The 18,679-nt window shown below is 71.9% G+C and carries 8 protein-coding genes; all 8 read right to left on the minus strand.

What is annotated here, in order from left to right; genetic code table 11:
- Nucleotides 1-110: 110 nt before the first annotated feature.
- On the minus strand, nt 111-4,679 hold the full coding sequence (locus ACFU95_RS10715) for a sacsin N-terminal ATP-binding-like domain-containing protein (RefSeq protein WP_383824790.1): 4,569 nt from the start codon (nt 4,677-4,679) through the stop codon (nt 111-113).
- 247 nt (nt 4,680-4,926) lie between these two features.
- Nucleotides 4,927-6,225 carry an MDR family MFS transporter gene (locus ACFU95_RS10720; RefSeq protein WP_383824793.1) on the minus strand — a complete coding sequence of 433 codons (1,299 nt, stop codon included), beginning with the start codon at nt 6,223-6,225 and terminating at the stop codon, nt 4,927-4,929.
- A complete protein-coding gene (locus tag ACFU95_RS10725) occupies nt 6,215-6,484 on the minus strand; it encodes an MbtH family protein (protein ID WP_383824796.1) in 270 nt (89 codons plus the stop codon). The genes ACFU95_RS10720 and ACFU95_RS10725 overlap by 11 nt, the downstream gene beginning before the upstream one ends.
- Before the next feature lie 45 nt (nt 6,485-6,529).
- Complete coding sequence (locus tag ACFU95_RS10730) at nt 6,530-7,303, minus strand: thioesterase II family protein (protein ID WP_383824799.1); 774 nt, start codon at nt 7,301-7,303, stop codon at nt 6,530-6,532.
- A 2-nt stretch (nt 7,304-7,305) separates the two neighbouring features.
- Nucleotides 7,306-8,559, minus strand: a complete 1,254-nt coding sequence (locus ACFU95_RS10735) for an ATP-grasp domain-containing protein (RefSeq protein ID WP_383824802.1) — start codon at nt 8,557-8,559, stop codon at nt 7,306-7,308.
- Nucleotides 8,556-9,602 carry a PLP-dependent cysteine synthase family protein gene (locus ACFU95_RS10740; protein ID WP_383824804.1) on the minus strand — a complete coding sequence of 349 codons (1,047 nt, stop codon included), beginning with the start codon at nt 9,600-9,602 and terminating at the stop codon, nt 8,556-8,558. The genes ACFU95_RS10735 and ACFU95_RS10740 overlap by 4 nt, the downstream gene beginning before the upstream one ends.
- Before the next feature lie 4 nt (nt 9,603-9,606).
- Nucleotides 9,607-10,509 (minus strand): kinase, encoded by a 903-nt coding sequence (locus ACFU95_RS10745; protein ID WP_383824807.1) that lies wholly within the window; start codon nt 10,507-10,509, stop codon nt 9,607-9,609.
- A complete protein-coding gene (locus ACFU95_RS10750) occupies nt 10,502-18,565 on the minus strand; it encodes an amino acid adenylation domain-containing protein (protein WP_383824809.1) in 8,064 nt (2,687 codons plus the stop codon). Before ACFU95_RS10750 ends, ACFU95_RS10745 begins: the two co-directional genes overlap by 8 nt.
- Nucleotides 18,566-18,679 lie beyond the last annotated feature (114 nt).

Consider the following 18,679-nt stretch of genomic DNA (forward strand, 5'->3'; position numbering starts at 1 on the left):
ACCGCACCTTTGGAACCCGCACGAACCAGCACAGGGCTCGCTGTCAACACCCGCCACGCTAACGCATGGCGTCCCTTGATCCGATCGCGAGCAGGGGCCTGGCGAGGCCGTCAGGGTTCCGTCGGTTCCTTGGTCGTCTCCGTGCCGAATTCGACGACGAGGCTTCCGGACTGTTTGATCCCGGTGAGCTGGACGCTTCCGCTCGGGCGGATGCGGAGCTGGTGCAGCGGATCCGGGACGAGGCGCAGGACGGGATCGGAGTCCGCCGCGAGTCCGGACACCACGACGAGGAAGAACTCGGCACCCGAGGCCGCCCGTTCGCACTCCTTGGCGGTGAGGGTCACCGTGTCCTGTTCGGGTCCGTAGGTCGTCTTCAGCTCGAAGAACCGATCGAGCCCGTCCACCGCGTCGGCGCCCACACCGTGCTGGTGCCGCAGATCGCGCAGCCACCGCGGTTCCTGCTCCGTGCCCAGCACCTTGCGCAGAAGGTCCAGAGCCACCCTCTCCTGGCGGTCGATGGCGGGCGCGGGAGGCACCGGACGCGGCGCGGGCACGGCCGGTGCGTACGCGGGTGGGGTGAGGCGTGCCCTGGCGGGTGCGCCGCCGCCTGCCCCGGTCGCGCCGCCGACGGTCGGCGCCGCCTGGGCGGTGCGGCGGATGCCGGTGATGCGAAGAGCCGCCGGGTCGACGAACTCCCGCACCGCGGGGAGCGACGGGACGGTCAGGGCCGGGCGGACGGTGACCGGCGCCAGGGGTGCCGGCGCGGGCGGCCGGGCCCCCGCCTTGTGCTGGGCCGTCCTGACTTCGGTCTCCAGCGCGGCGAGTCGTTGGGCACGCTCGGCGTCCGTCGCCGCCCGGTGCCGCGCGACCCGCTCCTCGGCCAGCTCCAGCCGCACCGCCTCGCGTCCGCGCTCCGCCTCGTCGTAGGCGGCCGCCCAGGAGTGGGCGACCTGGCGGCGGTCCCGGGTGAAGCGGGTCGCGATGGCCCGGCCCGCCTCGGAGGGCCGCCTCAACAGCTCGCGGTCCACCGTCCACAGCGTGCGGGAGTCCTGGTCGAGCGCGGTACGCACCGGGCCCCGGGCCGGTTCCCCGCCGGGGAGCGTGACCAGGCACTCCAGCGACGAGGTGATCCGCACCTCGACCTCGGCCAGGTCCTCCCAGGAGCAGTCGAGCGATCCCGCGACGGCGACGGCGTTGCGCTGGAGGTCCTCGCGGAGCAGATCCAGGGCATGCCGCACCAGGTCGGTCGCCTCCTGGTCGACGGGCGCGTCCGGCCCGGGACAGAAGGTGATGTCCGCCGCTTCCAACTCGGTCACCCGCAAGGGTCCGAGGAGCGCCCTGAACTGTTCGAGTTCCGCGCCCGGCAGCCACACCGGGATCCGGGAGCCCAGCGCCTCGGCCACCATGGCGTCGGCCGCGTACACCGGACGCTTGCTGGTCCAGCCCCGGCTCGTGCGCAACGGCAGTCTCCCCAGGACGGAGGCCGTCACTCGCTCGGGCCGTTCGCGGGCCGTTCCGGCGAGCATCTGGAGGGTTTCGAGCACCACGGTCTCGGCCTCGGCGTCGACCGGCGCCCGCGCGTCCCGCTCCTCCCTCGCCTCACGGGCCACGTCCCGGACGACCCGCACCGCGTCCTCGACACCGGCCTGCGGTACTCCGAGGGTCTCCCAGAGTGCGTCGCTGCCCTTGAACGACGGTGCGAAGGGGGCCCAGCGGCCGAAGACCGGGAGGCCACGGAAGCAGTCGCCCGGCCGGCGCCAGCCCAGGGCCGTGAGAACCAGTCCCCGCTCCTGCCGGAACGCACGCACGACATCGGCGGTCACCAGTGCCGCGTCCTTGCCCCGGTGGGCGGCGAGGCGCTCGGCGAGCGCCCGGTAGACGAGCTGCGCGGCCGGATGGTCCGGGGCACCGGCCTCTTGGTCGCGCAGTCGGCCCAGTGCCTCCAGGAGGTCCGTCACACCCGGCTCACTGGTGACGCCGAGGGCGATCAGCACCTCTCCTCGCCTGCCCACCGCCTGCTGGAGGTCGGGGTGCAGGAAGCCGGCGCCGTCGGCGCCGTAGACGGCGACGGTACTGGTCGTGCGCTCCCGCAGGCCGCTGGGAGCGGCCGGTTCGCCGTCCTGGTTGTCCAGCCATGCCGTGGTCTTCAGCTGCCACAGCCAGAAGCCGTCCGTCTCCCCTCGGGAGTTCCACGTCTGGTAGTCGGAGACGGCGCGGACCTTCTGGTGCTCGGACATGGCGCCCCATGAGCGCCCCAGCACCCGCAGCAGTGCGGCGGCCCGGCGGCGTCGTACCGTCCCGTCCCGCTCCGCGGCGATGTCGCGGACGACGGCCACCAGGTCCGGGCTGTCGTGGTCGTCCAACGTGTAGGTGGCCGACCGGTTACGGAGGTCCTTCAGGCGCTCCGCCGGACCGCCCTGGATCCCGGCCGGCAGCCCTTCGTTCGGGTAGGAGGCGGAGAAGCGGTACTCCACGTGGGGGTGCGGCCGCAGCCGGGGTCCCTTCTCGGCACCGAGCAGGCGGAAGAAGGCCCGCGCGCCCAGGCCCGTGCCCGCGCCGAGCAGGACCTGGGCGTAGCGGGGGCGCAGCCAGGTCAGGCCGCCGGCCGTACCCGCGGCTGTCTCGAAGCTGTCCGCCCGGTCCACGCTGTCCAGCCGGGACGGCAGATGGGCATCCGCGGGACAGACCTGTACGTCCTCCCAGCGGCCCCCGGGCCCGGTCCGGCGTCCCTGTAGCTGGACGGCGCGGCCCACCTGCCTGCCCAGCTTGCGGCGCTCGTTCGCGGGAACGCGCAGGAACCCGTCGCGCAGCGCCACCAGTTGGGCGTCGTCCAGGACCAGGGGCGCGACGGACCGTCGGCTGCCCCGCGCGGCGAGACGGCGGATGGCGGGCACCGGGTCCGCGCCCGTGACGAAGACCTGCTGTTCGCGCAGCCACGCGTGGACCCGGGCCGCTTCCCCGGTCTCGGAGACGAAGGCCGGGTGCAGGACGCGGCTGAGCCCGAGGACCTTCGAGAGCCCCTGCGCCTTGTCGGTGAAGATCTCCGCGGCGTCCGGCCCGGGTACCCGGTGGCGCGTCCCGGAGACGTCCACCAGCCACTCGTGCTGGCGAAGCCGCCCCGCCTCGCCCTCGGTGACGGCGACGCAAGCGAGTGCGACCGTCGCCTCCGGGCTCCGGGACGCATCGCCGAGGAGCGCGTCCAGAGCCATCGCCACGGTGACGGTCCTGGCCGCGGCACCGTCGTGTCCGGCCCAGTCGTCGAGGACGTCCTGCCACCGGCCGTCCGCGTCCCGCACCGCCGCGGGCAGTACGGCCGTACGCCCGGCCACCCGCGCGATCTCCGCCTCCGACAGGGCGCGTGCGAGCGCCTCGTCGCCGACGGCGAGGTCGGCGAGCCCGAGGTCGCCGTGGAGCGGCGTCCGCACCCGCAGTTCGTACGACACCCGGGCGCGGGCCAGGGCGAGGAGCCGCCGCTCCAGGTCGTGTACGGGTCCCTTCGGCGACTCGGCGTCGTGCGGCAGCGGCAGGCACTGCCAGGCCGCGGTCGGGTTCAGGCGCAGCTGTCGCACCATGACGGCGGCCCACAGGTCACTCAGCAGGGGAAGGAGTGCCTGGTTCCACGGGGTGTCGTTGAGGTGCTGACGGCTCGGGTTCGGGTCGAACTGGGCGGCCAGCCGGATCGGTGGGTTCAGCGCCGTCACGGGCAGCCCGATGTGCACCTGTCCGGCCGCCTCGTCGCCCGCGGCCTCGTGCAGTGGGATCGCGACGCCGAGGCCGGTCGATTCGCCCGTGGCCTTGCGGATCCGTGGCACGTCGGGCGGACTCGGCACGACGGCACGGCTGACCTGCCAGGACGTACCGCCGGAAGACCGCGCTGTGCGCACGTCGATCAGGGTGTCCCGGCCGTCGACGGCCGCCTCGAAGGCGTCCGGTTCGCTCCACTCCAGTGCCAGCCGGGTGCGTACGTCACCGCCCTCCCGCTGGTGCACGACCGTGCGCACCTGGTCGAGGAAGAGGAGCGCCTCGTCACCCCACGCGGTGAGCCAGTCGTCCACGTCCTGCGCCCGTACGTCGGCCGGTGTGGCGAGCGGGACACGCAGGACCGTCCAGCCGTCCCGCGCGAACCAGGCGGGAACCGACAGGGGCTCGGCGAGGGACACGTCGGGATCCCCGATCCGGACGCGGTAGTAGCCGCAGAAGATCTCCAGCACGGGGGACAGCCGACGCAGTGTCATGAGTCCGATGCCGAACCTGCCTGTGGCGTCGGGGTCGTCGGCCTTGCTGGTCAGCGACGGCATGGCGAGCGCCATGACATCGGTCAGCCGTACCGGACGGCCGTCGTGCGCCACCAGCAGTTCCGTGCCGCGGACGAGAATCCTGACCTGGGACGCGCCGAGGTCGTCGGCGTTCTGCACCATCTCGGACAGGCCCTGGAGCGGGTCGGTCGAGAGGTCCCCGCCGTTGTCCCGCTGTCGGCGCAGCCCGTACCGCATCTGTCCGGGCAGTTCCACGAACAGGTGTCCGAGCCGCTGAACGGCCGCGCACGTCGCTTCGGGCCCGACCGGCTCGGGCACCTCCGGGCCACCGTCCGCCAGCCCTTCACGCTCCATGAGCTCCTCGGCGGCGCGGATCGCCCGCTCAACGTCAGCCGCCGTCGACCCACCACACTCAGCGGTCATCCCCCGCCCCCCCTTGCTGTGATACCCCGTCAGCGATCGTAGATCGTCGGGACCGGGGTGGGGGGGGTGAACGGCGGTCGGAGGACGGCATCAGGCAGGAGAGGCGGTCACCCGCACGTCGAGGCTGGGCGCGCCGGCGACAGCGGCCCGGAAGGCGACCGACAGTTCGTCGATCGGACGCGGCAGCACGGGGAACGCGGGGCCGACTCGTTCGCCCCGGTCTCAGGCCCCCGTTGCCACCCGGCCGTCACGTCTCGACGGAGCCGCGGGCCGGTTGAGCGGCGGGGAGATGTGGTTCGTCCGGACGCGGCGGGTGCCGTCCCTCGGGACGTCGCAGCAGCATCCAGTACCCGCCGGCCGTCACCGTGCCCGCCACGGCGCAGGCGCCCCAGACGGCTACGGATCCGAAGCGGTCGAGGACGACACCGCCCGCCACGGGACCGGCGAAGGCCGATGCCGACGAGGCCAGAGCGAAGATGCCCTGGTAACGCCCGCGGGCCTCCGGTGGGGACGCCTCGGCCGCCATGGCCATGGACGCCGGCTCATGGATCACTTCCCCCAGCGTCCAGACGGCCACCGCGAGCATGTAGAACCCCACGTACACGGGCAGTCCCGCTCTGCCGACCAGGGCCATCAGCCCGAAGCCCCATCCGAGCAGCAGGGCACCGGAGGCGAGCATGACCACCGGGCGGCGTTTCCTCGCCCACCGTGTGACCGGTATCTGGAGGACGACGATCAGCAGGCCGTTGAGCGCCAGCACACGCCCGTAGTCCGAGGCGCTGAACCCGCTCCGGGTCATGTCGACCGGCAGGGTGGTGAAGGCCTGCTGGAGCACCGTGCCGAGGACGAACGCCAACCCGACCAGCGCCATGAAGCGCCGGTTGCGCCACACCTGGCGGAGCCCGGTCCGCGGGCCCTTCTCACCGGCGGCCCTGCCGAGGGGTTTCCCCGTCTCCGGTACCCGTGCGAAGACGACCAGGGCGCACAGCACCGTCATCAGCGCGTCGCCGAGAAACAGCCACAGATAGCTGTGCCCGGCGATGAACCCGGCCACCACACCCGATACTCCGAATCCGACGTTGATCGCCCAGTAGTTGAGGGCATAGGCCCGCAGCCGGTCCTCGGGCCGCAGCAGGTCGACCATCATGGCGGAGACCGCCGGCCTGGAGGCGTTGCTGGTCAGCCCCACCGTGAAGACCACGACCGCGAGCACGACCGGGTGCGTGACGAAACCGAGGATCGCCGTCGTCACCCCCGCGCCCAGGGAGGCGAGCAGAAAGGTACGCCGGCGGCCGATCCGATCGGCCAGCACGCCACCGATCACGGCGGCCAGGCCCCCGCCCAGCCCGTACAGCGCTGCGACCAGGCCCGCGTACGCGGCCGAGAAGCCGCGCTGCGTCGTCAGGTACAGGGCGAGAAAGGTGACGACGAAACCGCCGAGGCGGTTGACGAGCGTGCCGGCCCACAGCCACCAGAAGGCGCGGGGCAGGCCGGAGAGGGTCTCCCGCGCGGTCCGTCCGGCGTAGGACAGGGCTCTACTCGGCACTGTCCCCGGGTCCCTGCCCCGACGCCGTGTCCCGGTGCGCCTGCGGACCGGTGGCGGACATGACGGCGACGAGGCTGCTCGGGCGCATGTCGGTCCAGGACCTCTCTATGTACTCCAGGCACGCGTCCCGCCGCGCCCTGCCGAAAACGGCGTTCCAGCCGTCCGGTACCGCCGTGGCGGCGGGCCAGAGCGAGTGCTGCCCTTCCTCGTTGACCAGGACCAGGAAGTCCGCGTTTTCGTCCTCGAACGGATTCGCCACCGGTTCACCTTTCTCGCTGCCGAATTGTGGGGTGAGCTTCTGTCATCAGGCCGTGGGCTTCAGGCGGGCGAACAGGTCGTCCAGCAGGGCCGGCGCCTGGTCCGTCAGGTAGAAGTGCCCGCCACCGAAGCGGCGGACGTCGAACGTCGACCCGGCGACGGCCGACCATGCCTCGACGGCGTCCTGGTCCAGGTCCGGGTCCGCGTCCCCGCAGTAGACGACCACGGGCGCGGCCAGTTCGGTGAGTGGTGCCCGGTACCGGGCCAGCAGCCGGTAGTCCGCCCGGATCGCGGGAAGGACCAGTTCGCGCAGCTCGGGATGTGCCAGGGCGGCGGCTTCCGTACCCCCGAGCAGGCCGATGAGTTCCACGAGTTCGTCGTCACCGGCCTCGGCGTATCGGCCACCCGTTTCCTGACGGCCGGGGCCCGGGCGGCCGGAGACGAAGAGGGCGGCCACCGAGGCGCCGTACTCGCGTTCCAGGCAGCGGGCCGTCTCGTGGGCGACCGAGGCGCCCATGCTGTGCCCGAACAACGCCAAAGGCTTGTCGAGGAGCCCCGAACACGCGCGCGCTATCGGCTCTGCCAGCTCCCGCACGGTTTCCGCGAAGGGGTCCAGCAGTCGGTCCTCGCGGCCGGGATAGCGGACCCCGATGAGCTCCACGTCGGCCGGCGTGAGCTTCTCCCAGGGGGCGAAGAAGCTCGCCGCTCCCCCGACATGGGGAAAGCAGACCAGTCGCACACGCGGATCGATGCTTCGCTTCACCGTCCGCAGCCATGTGTCCGCCGCGTCGGCGTGCGTCCCGTGCATGTCCATGGCCATCGTCACTCCGTTCCTTTGTCGGTGCCGCGCAGCGCGGCGCCCAGTTCTACCAGTCCGGCGCTCGCGGCTTCGGCCGCGTCGGGAACCGTGTCCGCGACGGCGATGACATGGCCCAGACGCCCCCGGAAGTCGTGTGCGGGAGCGACCTGTTCGCCGGCGGCGCGGTACAGCTCGGCCGCTTCGACCCGTGCGGTGGAGCGGGCGGCGGCCAGTGCGGCAGCCCACGTGTCCGGACCGGCGAGCACTCCGGGACGCTCGGCGGTGAGGAAGCGGATGGCCGCCGCTCGGGCCGGGCCCCGCTGTTCCCCGTCGTGGCCGAGCCCCATGGCGGCGGACACCTGAGCGCGTACCAGGTCGACTCCCAGGGCCCGGCTGACGAGGTCGGGAATCATGCCGCCCGCGAGGCGCGGGTTGACCTCGATCACCCGCGTGTCATCGCCGTGCCGGCGCAGTTCCACATGTGCCGCGCCCCAGCCGAGACCGAGCGCCTTCACCGCGCGCACGGCCACGTCCTCCAGCTGCGCCCTGGCGTCGGACGTCGGCTCGGCGGGCAGGTCGTGTCCGTGTTCGACGAAGTCGGGCAGGGGGCCCAGATGCTTGGCGACCACGACGACGACGGTGTTACCGAAGACCTCGACGGAGTACTCCGCGCCGGGCAGATACCGCTCGACCAGCACGCCGCGAGAGACGGGGAGCCCGCGTTCGTTGACCGAGGCGGCGGTCAGCTCCGTGGCGTGGGCCTTCGTCGTCGCCGGGTCCGTGCAGAGCCGTACCCCCAGGCTTCCCGATCCCAGTACCGGTTTCAGCACCACCGGGTACCCGATCCGCTCGGCCGCGCCGACCGCCTCCCGCGCGTCCCGCACCCGCGTGAACTCGGGTACGGGTACGCCGGCTTCGGCGAGCATGCGGCGCTGCTCGGACTTGTCGCGGCAGGTCCGTACGGCGTCGGCGTCGGGTCCTGGCAGGCCGAGGCGGTGTGCGGTCGCGGCAGCGGTGGCCGCGTAGTACTCGGAACTGCTGGTGACACCGGCGATACGGGACCGCTCACCGACGGACCGGGCGGCGGCCAGCACCGCGTCCTCGTCCGAGGTGTCGGTGGTGACGACACGCAGTCGGTCCTCGGCCGCGTAGGGGTAACGGCTCGCGTCGGCCGTGAGCAGTACGGGTTCGGCGCCGAGGTCCGCCGCACGCCGCGCGAACTGCCGTCCGGTCCCGGTGGTGTTGCTCTCGACGAGAAGGAGTACGGGCGAGGTCACGAGGCTCCCTCCGGACCCACGACCTGGGCGTGGCTGCGGCGGCCCCACACCAGTCGTGCCCAGCTCTGCCCGGCCTCGCTCGGATGCCGGATCAGGCGGGGCCCCGCCGTGGCGGCCGGAGTCACCCCCTGTGCGCGCAGCCAGGCGTCGTTGTAGACGGTCGACTGGTAGCGGTAGCCCTCGTCGGGCAGGAGCATCAGCACCTTGTCGTCGGGGTGCTGCTCGGCCCACCAGGACGCGGCCTGGTAGCTGGCTCCGCTGGTCGGGCCCATGAACAGGCCGTGCCGGCGGTAGAGCTCGTGGGTCGCGTGGAACGCCTCCGCGGGCGCGACCCAGTGGATCTCGTCATAGGCGGTGTGGTCGACGTTGCCGGGGATGAGGCTCATGCCGAGCCCCCTCAGGAGCCGCTTTCCGTCCGGCGCCCCGAACAGGACGGAGCCGTGGGTGTCGACGCCGACGAGGCTGAGGGGCAGATCGTCCCGTCGTAGGGACGCCGCGACGCCGGCTGTGGAACCGCCGGAGCCGACGGGTCCGACCAGGCACTCCACGCCGCCGAGCGTGTGGGCGATCAGCTCGCCGACGGCCGCGTAGGCCGCCGGGTTGTCCGGGTTGTCGTACTGGCCGGGGATGAAGCTCTCGGGCCGCTCCCGGTGGAGCTCGTCCACCCGGGACAGGCGCGCGGCCTGGATTCCTCCGGGCCGTCCGTCGTCCTCGACGATGTCCACCGTCGCGCCGAGCATTTCCAGGCGGTTCTTCAGGTCCTGGTCGATCACCGGGTCACCGACCACGGTGAGCGGATAGCCGCGCGCCTGGCACACCATGGCGAGCCCCAGGCCGAAGGTGCCGGATGACGTCTCCAGGATCGGGGTTCCCGGGCTGATCAGGCCGGCCTTTTCCGCCTGTTCGAGGATGTAGCGCGCGGGCAGCAGCTTCATGAGGTTGAAAGCGGCCGCGTACAGGTTGTCGCGCACGCGGATGATCCGCGGTAACTCCATGGCCTCGTACGCCGATCCGTAGACTTTTCCATACACCGTCGTTGACATGACGTCAGCCACCCGTTTCGAATTCCCATTGCTCGGTTATTTCAATGTCCCGGAGAAGTCCTCGGGCCCGTTCCATTCGCTCGGATACGTCCAGCCGGCCACGGTCGAACATGAGGCCCGCTATGTCGCCGCTGTGGGCCGTCTGAACGCCGACCGCCCCCACCTCGTCCGCGATGACCAGAATGCGGTCCAGTCGGGGAACGGGGAGCCGGCGCTGATTGATCCGCGTGCTCGCGGTGGCCACTTCCCCGAGCAGCGTGACGTCCTTGGCCGCCATGGCCTCGCCGAGCATCCGGCGCAGTTCGGCGAAGTGCTCTATCTCCTCGGCGTCGTAGGCGGCCGGCGGCAGTGCCAGCGTGTCGACTCCGGTCCCGGTGGCACCCGGCCTGGATCCGAAGCCCAGGACGCTCAGCGGTGGCATCGGGGATCCGAAGTCCTCGAGGACCTCGCCGTCCCGGTGGGCGAAGAGCACCGTCGTGGACGGGTACATCAGCGAGTCCGACGCCGTCTCGGCCCGGACGGCGATGCGTGCGACGACGTCGTCGGGGAGGGTCAGCGAGAACGCGCTCTGCACCGCGCCGACCGCCGCCAGCACATCGCTCGTCGACGACCCGAACCCGCGCCCCAGAGGCACGTCGCCGGAGAGTTTCAGCCCGCCCCCGGTCTTTCCCAGTTCGGCCAGCGCGAGTTCCGCCGCCCGCTGCGCCTTGACCTTCCACGGTGGAAGAACGGTCACTCCGGCGTGGCCGTCCGGAATGAAGTGCGCCTGAACCGAGTAGAGGGCGCAGGGCAGCGTCACCAGTCCGCGGCGCAGCCCTCCCTCGTGCCGGAAAACGCCTTGGAGTATTTCACCGTGATGCACGGGAGCCGAGGACTGGCCCATGCGTCGTGCGTTCTCCTCAGTCACGGTCTCGGCCGTCTCCGTCGGGAACTCCTGCGGGCTGCCCGGTGTGCTTCCGTGGTGGTTCCAGGAGCTCGGCGATCTCAGCGACGGTGGGGTGTTCGAACATGGCGCGCATGCTGAATTCCGCGTCGAGTTCGGCACGGATCCGGGCGACCAGACGGATGGCGAGCAGAGAGTGGCCGCCGAGATCGAAGAAGCTGTCGTGGATGCCCACACGTTTGTGGCCCAGCACGTCGGCGAACATGCCGCGCAACGCCTGGTCCCGGTGCCGGGACGCCGGGCGCGCGGGTGCGGACGCAGTCGTGCGCACCGAGTCGCGGTCCGGTGCCCGCTGCGCTCCCGCCGGTACCGCGTCACCGTGCCGGCCCGTCGGGGGCTCGGCCCCGCCCCGCACCTCCACGTCCCGCAGTGGCAGGTCCGGTGTGTTCTCCAGAGCCGTCACCAGGTGTTCGGTGGCGTCGGTCAGCCAGGCGCACACCGCCTCGGGGGCCAGCGGTGCGACCGACTGCACGGTCAGCCGGAAGCCGGTGCCGAAGTCGTCGACGGAGACGGTGAGCGGATAACTGGTCCGCTCACCGGCCGGGAGCGTCTCGACTCCTTCGAGCCCCGGGTGCGCAGCCTCGTCGATGTCGCTGCTGTACCGGTAGTTGAGCAGCGAGGAGAACAGGGGGATCGTCGGTCCGAGGCCACTGGCCTGCTGGGCGACGGCCAGCGGAGCGTGTTCGTGGGCCAGCAGCTCGGCCATCTGGAGCTGCGTCGTCCGCACGGCCTCCCGGGCGGTCGTGTCCTGGACGGCGAGTCGGACCGGCAGCGTGTTCAGGAACATCCCCGGGACCCTGTCGGCTCCCACGCCGGCGTGCATCCGGCCGAAGAGCACCGTCCCGAAGACGACGTCGTCGCGCGAGGACGCCGCGGCGAGGACCCGTGCCATGACGACGTGGAAGAGGACTGCCGGGCTGACACCGAGGCAGCGCGCCTGCTCCCGCAGGCGGAGCGCCAGTCGCCGGTCGACCGGCACACCGGCCTCCTCGGCGTGGGCGCCCGAGCCGTGGACGTTCGCCACTCCGTGGGGCGTGGTCGCCTCGGTCACGTCGCCCAGCAGTTTCGCGAAGAAGCGCTGGTGCTCCTCCCGGCCGGCCTGCCGGCGGGACTGCGTGACGAACTCCCGGAAGGAGACCGGCTCCGCCAGCCCGCCCTCCTCGCCCCTCAGGAACGCCGCCACCTCCTCCAGGATCACCGCGAGACCCGTGTGGTCCTGGGTCAGCTGATGGAACTGGAGGACCAGCAGCCAGCGGCCGGTACCGGGCTCCGCCGCGACGTGGGCCCGCAGCAACGGGGCGCCGCCGAGGTCCATCGGCCTGTCGGACTCGGTCAGGAGCCGCGCCGCCGGGTCGGGCTCGGCCGTGTCCAACTCGACTTCGACCACGGGGACGTCGACGTGGCGGAGGACCACCTGGACCGGTTCGGGCATCCCCTCCCAGACCACGACCGTCCGCAGGGCGTCGTGCCGCTCGACGACCTTGCCGAAGGCGCGCAGGAAGGCGTCGACGCCGTCCCGGGAGGCGAAGCGCAGCGCCGTGGGCAGGAGGTAGACATCGCTGCCCTGGTCCGCCTCCAGCAGGTGATGGAAGAGGATGCCCTCCTGGAGCGCGGTCAGCGGGTAGGCGTCGGCGATGTTCGCCGCACCGCCGGGGACGGACCCGGCGATCCGGTCGGCGTCCTCGGCGCTCACGGCAGGCAGCCCGGTCGACGACCCCGGGGCGGCCCCGGCGTCGTGCTCGACGGTCGGCCGCGCGGGGGGTGTGCTGGACTGCGCGGCTGCCCGCGCGGCGAGGCTGGCGACCGTCGGCGACGCGAACAGGGTCCGTACGTCGACCGGCAGACCGCGTTCACGCACGCGTCCCACCAGGGTCACGGCGAGCAGGGAGTGTCCGCCGAGTTCGAAGAAGTTGTCGTCGACACCGACCCGCGGCAGGCCCAGCACATCGGCGAACACCTCACACAGCACCCGCTCCTCAACCGAACCCGGCGCCCGGTAGGAAACCCCCGCAACCACCTCCGGCACAGGCAGAGCACGCCGGTCCAACTTCCCGTTCAACGTCAACGGCAACGCGTCCAACACCACGAACGCCGACGGAACCATGTACTCCGGCAACACCCCACCCACACGATCCCGCAACACCCCACCATCCAGCACCACCCCCGCCCCACCAACCACATAAGCAACCAACCGCCGATCCCCCGGACGATCCTCCCGCGCCACCACAGCCACCTGCCCCACCCCAGGACACGCGGCCACCACCGCCTCCACCTCACCCAACTCGATCCGGAACCCCCGGATCTTCACCTGATCATCAACCCGCCCCAAATACTCCAACCGCCCATCCCCACACCACCGCACCACATCCCCCGTCCGGTACATCCGCGCACCCCCACCACCGAACGGATCAGCCACAAACCGCCCCGCCGTCAACCCCGCACGCCCCAGATACCCACGCGCCAACCCCACCCCCGCCACATACAACTCACCCGCCACACCCACCGGAACCGGCCGCAACCCACCATCCAGCACATACACCCGGATGTTGGGCAGGGGGCGGCCGATCGGGACCGACGCCTCGTCGCTCCCCGCGCGGGCCTGCGCGTAAGTGACCTCCACCGATGCCTCGGTGGGGCCGTAGAGGTTGTGCAGCGGAACGTCGAGCACGTCCCGGAACCTTGCCGCCAGCTGGGCCGGCAGGGCCTCGCCGGAGCACAGGACGTGCCGGAGCCCGGTGCAGCGGGCGGCGGACGGCTCGTCGAGGAAGGCCGAGAGCATCGACGGCACGAAGTGGACGACCGTGACGCGCCGGGAGCGGATGACCTCGGCCAGGTAGGCCGGGTCCTTGTGCCCGCCCGGTTCCGCCATGACCAGGGTCGCGCCCGTCGTCAGGGGCCAGAAGAACTCCCGCACGGAGACGTCGAAGCCGAACGGGGTCTTCTGCAGGACCCGGTCCGTGGTGCGCAGGCCGTACTCCTCCTGCAGCCACAGCAACCAGTTCACGACCCCGCGATGCGGGACCACGACACCCTTCGGGCGCCCGGTGGAACCCGAGGTGTACATCACGTAGGCGGGGTGGTCGGGGTTCACCGAGGGCGGGTTCTCCGCGCCCGCCTCGCTGTTGTCGGAGGATCCGGTGAGGTCCACGGACGCCAGCCATGACGCGTCGATCACCAGGGCGGGTCGGGCGTCGTCCAGCATGTAGGCGATGCGCTCGGCCGGGTATTCCGGGTCCACCGGAAGATAGGCGGCGCCCGTCTTGAGCACGGCGAGCAGCACGACGACCAGGTCCGTGGAGCGGTCCATGCGAACCGCGACGACGTCCTCGGGGCCGACCGCGTGGCCGCTCAGGTGCCGGGCCAGGCGATTGGCGCGGGCGTTCAGCTCGCCGTAGGTCAGTTCCGTGTCGCCGCTCGCCAGGGCGACGGCGTCCCGGCTCCGCGCGACCTGGGCCTCGAACAGCTGCGGCAGGGTCAGGGACGGTACGGATGCCGCCGGGCCCTGCCAGTCGACGAACAGCCGGTGCCGCTCGGCCTCGCCCAGGACGTCCGGTTCACCGATCCGCTGGTACGGATCGGCGACGACCGCCCGGAGCAGCCGCGCGAACCGGTCGGCGATGCCCTCGGCCGTGCCCCGGTCGAAGAGGGCGGCCGAGAAGTTGAGGGTGCCGTCCAGGCCGGCCGGGGACCCGTCGGCTCCGTACTCCTCGCTCAGACTGAAGTCCAGATCGAACTTGGCCGGGAGCGGTGCCACGGGGAGCGTCTCGGCTTCCACGCCCGGGAAGCACAGCTCGGTCCGGCTGTTGTTCTGGAGCACGAACATCACCTGGAACAGGGGATGCCGAGCCATGGCGCGGGTCGGTGCCAGGTCCTCGACCAGCTGGTCGAAGGGGAGGTCCTGGTGGGCCAGCGCGCTCAGCCACTGTTCCTTCACGCGTGCCAGCACGTCGACGAAGCGGGGGTCGCCGGAGAGATCCGTGCGCAGCACGAGGGTGTTGACGAAGAACCCGACCAGTTCGTCCAGGGCGTCGTCGGTCCGGCCCGCGACGGGCGTGCCGATGGGGATGTCGGTGCCGCACCCGAGCCGGGACAGCAGGACGGCCAGCGCCGATTCGAGCACCATGAACACCGTCGAACCCTGCTCCTGTGCGAGGGAGAGCAGTTGTCGGTGGGTCTCGGCCGGCACCCGTAGGGGGATCTCGCCGCTCACATGGCTGACGGCGGCAGGGCGGGGGCGGTCCGTGGGCAGCGCCAGTTCCTCCGGCAGGTCCGCCAGGGCGGACCGCCAGTAGGCCAGTTGCCGGGCCGCCTCGCTTTCGCTGTCCCCCTTGTCGCCCAGCAGGTCGTCCTGCCACAGGGTGTAGTCCGCGTACTGCACCGGCAGTGGCGCCCAGTCGGGGGCCTTGCCCTGGCAGCGGGCGGCGTAGGCGGCGGAGAGGCCCCGCACGAGCGGGGCGAGGGACCAGCCGTCCACCGCGATGTGGTGCATCACGAGCAGGAGTACATGGTCGTCCGGTCCGGTCGTGAACAACGTGGCGCGGAAGGGAATCCGGGACGACAGGTCGAACGGTTCCAGCGCGGCTTCCCGGATCGCCTCGCTCGGGTCGGCGCCGGCGGGCCGGACGGTGAGCAGGGCGGCCAGGTCCTCCGGTGCCAGCACCCGCTGCCGTGGCTGAGCATGGTGGGCGGGGAAGACCGTCCTCAGTGCCTCGTGCCGGACGACGAGGTCGCCGAGGGCATCCCGCAGCGCCTCCTGATCGAGCGCGCCCGTGAGGCGTACGGCCAAGGGGGTGTTGTAGGCGGGGTTCGGCCCCTCCAGTTCGTTGAGGAACCACAGCCGGCGCTGCGCGAACGACAGGGGCAGGACGGCCGGACGCTCCCGCACCGTCACGGCCGGCCGGGTGTGGCCGGGCTGTTCCAGGCCGGCCGCCAGTGCGGCGACGGTGGGGTTGTCGAAGAGGTCGCGCATGCTCAGCTCGACACTCAGGGCGGTCCGTACCCGGGAGACCAGGCGGGTGGCCAGCAGGGAGTGTCCGCCGAGTTCGAAGAAGTCGTCGTCGACACCGACCCGCGGCAGGCCCAGCACATCGGCGAACACCTCACACAGCACCCGCTCCTCAACCGAACCCGGCGCCCGGTAGGAAACCCCCGCAACCACCTCCGGCACAGGCAGAGCACGCCGGTCCAACTTCCCGTTCAACGTCAACGGCAACGCGTCCAACACCACGAACGCCGACGGAACCATGTACTCCGGCAACACCCCACCCACACGATCCCGCAACACCCCACCATCCAGCACCACCCCCGCCCCACCAACCACATAAGCAACCAACCGCCGATCCCCCGGACGATCCTCCCGCGCCACCACAGCCACCTGCCCCACCCCAGGACACGCGGCCACCACCGCCTCCACCTCACCCAACTCGATCCGGAACCCCCGGATCTTCACCTGATCATCAACCCGCCCCAAATACTCCAACCGCCCATCCCCACACCACCGCACCACATCCCCCGTCCGATACATCCGCGCACCCCCACCACCGAACGGATCAGCCACAAACCGCCCCGCCGTCAACCCCGCACGCCCCAGATACCCACGCGCCAACCCCACCCCCGCCACATACAACTCACCCGCCACACCCACCGGAACCGGCCGCAACCCACCATCCAGCACATACACCCGCGTGTTCCACAGCGGACGGCCGATGGGGACGATGGACTCCGGCACCGGGTCACCCGCGCGCATCGGGTTGACGGTGGAGAACACGGTCGTCTCCGTGGGGCCGTACTCGTTGGCGACCACGGTGTTGGGGCAGGCCCGGAGCACCCGGCGTACCGCGTCCGGGGAGACGACGTCGCCTCCGGCCCAGATCTCGCGCACCCCGGCGAAGCACTCGGGGTGCTCGTCGGCCATGACCCTGAAGAGGCCGGCGCTGACGAAGAGCCCGGTCACCTCCTGCTCGGCGATGACGGCGGCCAGGGCACCGGCGTCCAGCCGGCCCGGCGGGGCGGCCACGATCCGGCCGCCGGTGAGCAGCGGGGTCCAGATCTCGAAGGTCGAGGCGTCGAAGGCGTACGGGGAGTGCATCAGCACCCGTTCGTGGTTGCCGGTGCGCCAGTAGCGGTCGGCGGCCAGGTGTACGACGTTGCGGTGGGTGTTGGCGACGCCCTTGGGGGTGCCCGTCGAACCGGATGTGTACATCACGTAGACGAGCTGTTGTGCGTCGGTGGGGACGCCCGGATCGGCCGGGGACCGGTCCTCGGTGGCGGGCGCGTGCCCCACCCGCACGATCGGAACGTCCACGGCGAAGCCGATCTCGTGCTGCTCGCGGTCGGTCAGCAGGGCCACGGCCGCCGTGTCCCGGAGGATGAACTCCGAACGCGATGCGGGCTGGTGCGGATCGATGGGTACATACGCTCCGCCCGCCTTGAGCACGGCCAGGGAGGACACCACCAGTTCCGCCGTGCGCTCCTGGAACACCGCGACACGGTCCTCGGGTCGTACTCCGAGGTCGATCAGCCGATGGGCCAGCCGGTTGGCGCGGGCGTTGAGCTGGGCGTACGTCAGTCGTGTCGTCCCTGCCACCAGCGCGACGGCGTCGGGGGCACGGTCGGCACGGGCCTCGAACAGCGAGTGCACCGTGGCGTCCGCGGGGAACGGTGTGTCCGTCTCGTTCCACTCGGTGAGCATCCGGTGCCGCTCGGCTTCCCCGAGAAGGTCGATGTCGCCGATCAGCGCGTCGGGATCGGCGGTCATCGCTTCCAGTACGCGCAGCAGACGCCCGGCGTGTCCGGCTGTCTCGGCGGGTTCGTAGAGCGCGGGGTTGGCGTCGATGTCCAGGCGCAGGCTCTCCGCGTCCGCGCTCGGGTGGACGCCGTAGACCAGGTCCTCGACGGGACCGTTGTTGTCGGTGCGTACGGTCGCCGGGCAGGGGCCGAAGCTCGGTGCGGGCTCGTCCGTCGCGGTGTCGACCCGGGTCACGGCCAGTTGCTGTGAACTCCCGCTCAGTTTCAGGTCGCGGCGCAGGTCCTCGTAGCGGTAGCGCCGGTGCGACAGTGCTTCGTCCACGGCCTCGTCCACGTGACGGATCAGCGCGGTGACGCTGAGGTGGGGCGCCGTCGTCACGCGCAGGGGCAGGACGTTCGCGAGCGTGCCGGCCCCGGATCGTGTCCGGTCCGCGTGCCGCCCGGACACGGGCAGGCCGAGGACCAGGTCGTCCGCTCCGGTCAGCCGACCGGTGCAGAGCGCGACCGCGGCGAGCACGACGGTCGGCAGGCCGACGTCGAGGCGTCGGGCCAGGGCCCGCAGCGCCGTGGCCCGGGCGGGGGTCAGCTCGGTGGTGTGCCGGTGGTGCGTGGCGGAGGCGGCCGCGAAGCATCCCGCGAGGCTGACCGGGTCGGGCCGCCCGGTGAGCGTCCGCAGCCAGTACGCGCGGTCCTGCGCGCGGGCCTCGGAACCGAGGTACGCGGCCTCCTCCTCGACGAGTTCGCGGAACGGGGGGAACGCGGTTGCGCACTCCGTGCCCTCGGACAACGCGCCGTACAGCTCGGCGACACGTGCCCTGACGAGGCGCAGGGTCTGCCGGTCGGCCAGGGCCAGGTGCACGCGCTGGTGCCACACGTGCCGGTCGGCGGCGAGCTTGAACAGGAGCTGGGTGACTCCGGCGCCGCCGTCGAGGTCAGGCACCTCCCGCAGCCCGCGGTCGACGTGTTCCCGCACGGCGGCCCACGGGTCCCGCGCGGCGCCGAGGTCCACGACGCGCAGCGGTGCCGACGGTGCGGGCTCCTCGATGACCTGCCGCCTGTCCTCGGCGGGGCCGGTCAGCCGCAGACGGTACGCCTCGCACTCCTCGACCGTCCGCCGCAGCGCCGACTCGAACAGGCCGACGTCCAGGGGGCCGTGGATGTCCACGGTCTCGGCGACCTGGTACGCGGGGTTCGTCGGATCCAGCTGCTGGGCAAGCCACATGCCCGACTGGCCGGTCAGGAGGGGAAGTTCCTCGGCGTGGGGGCCCAACACGTCATTCGCTCCGCTTCGTCGGCATATCCGTCTACTGGGTGCGGGGCGGGGGCGCGGCGGTCCGCCTCGTTCACGGCGTACGCCGTGACCGCGCGGTGATCCGCTCCGCCCGCC

This window comes from Streptomyces sp. NPDC057623, from assembly GCF_042800355.1.
GTDB lineage: Bacteria > Actinomycetota > Actinomycetes > Streptomycetales > Streptomycetaceae > Streptomyces.

Excerpts from the sequence above, each read along its gene's own strand:
- ACFU95_RS10715 (WP_383824790.1), bottom strand. The coding sequence starts at position 4,679 with ATGACCGCTGAGTGTGGTGGGTCGACGGCGGCTGACGTTGAGCGGGCG.
- ACFU95_RS10730 (WP_383824799.1), bottom strand. The coding sequence starts at position 7,303 with ATGGCCATGGACATGCACGGGACGCACGCCGACGCGGCGGACACATGG.
- ACFU95_RS10740 (WP_383824804.1), bottom strand. The coding sequence starts at position 9,602 with ATGTCAACGACGGTGTATGGAAAAGTCTACGGATCGGCGTACGAGGCC.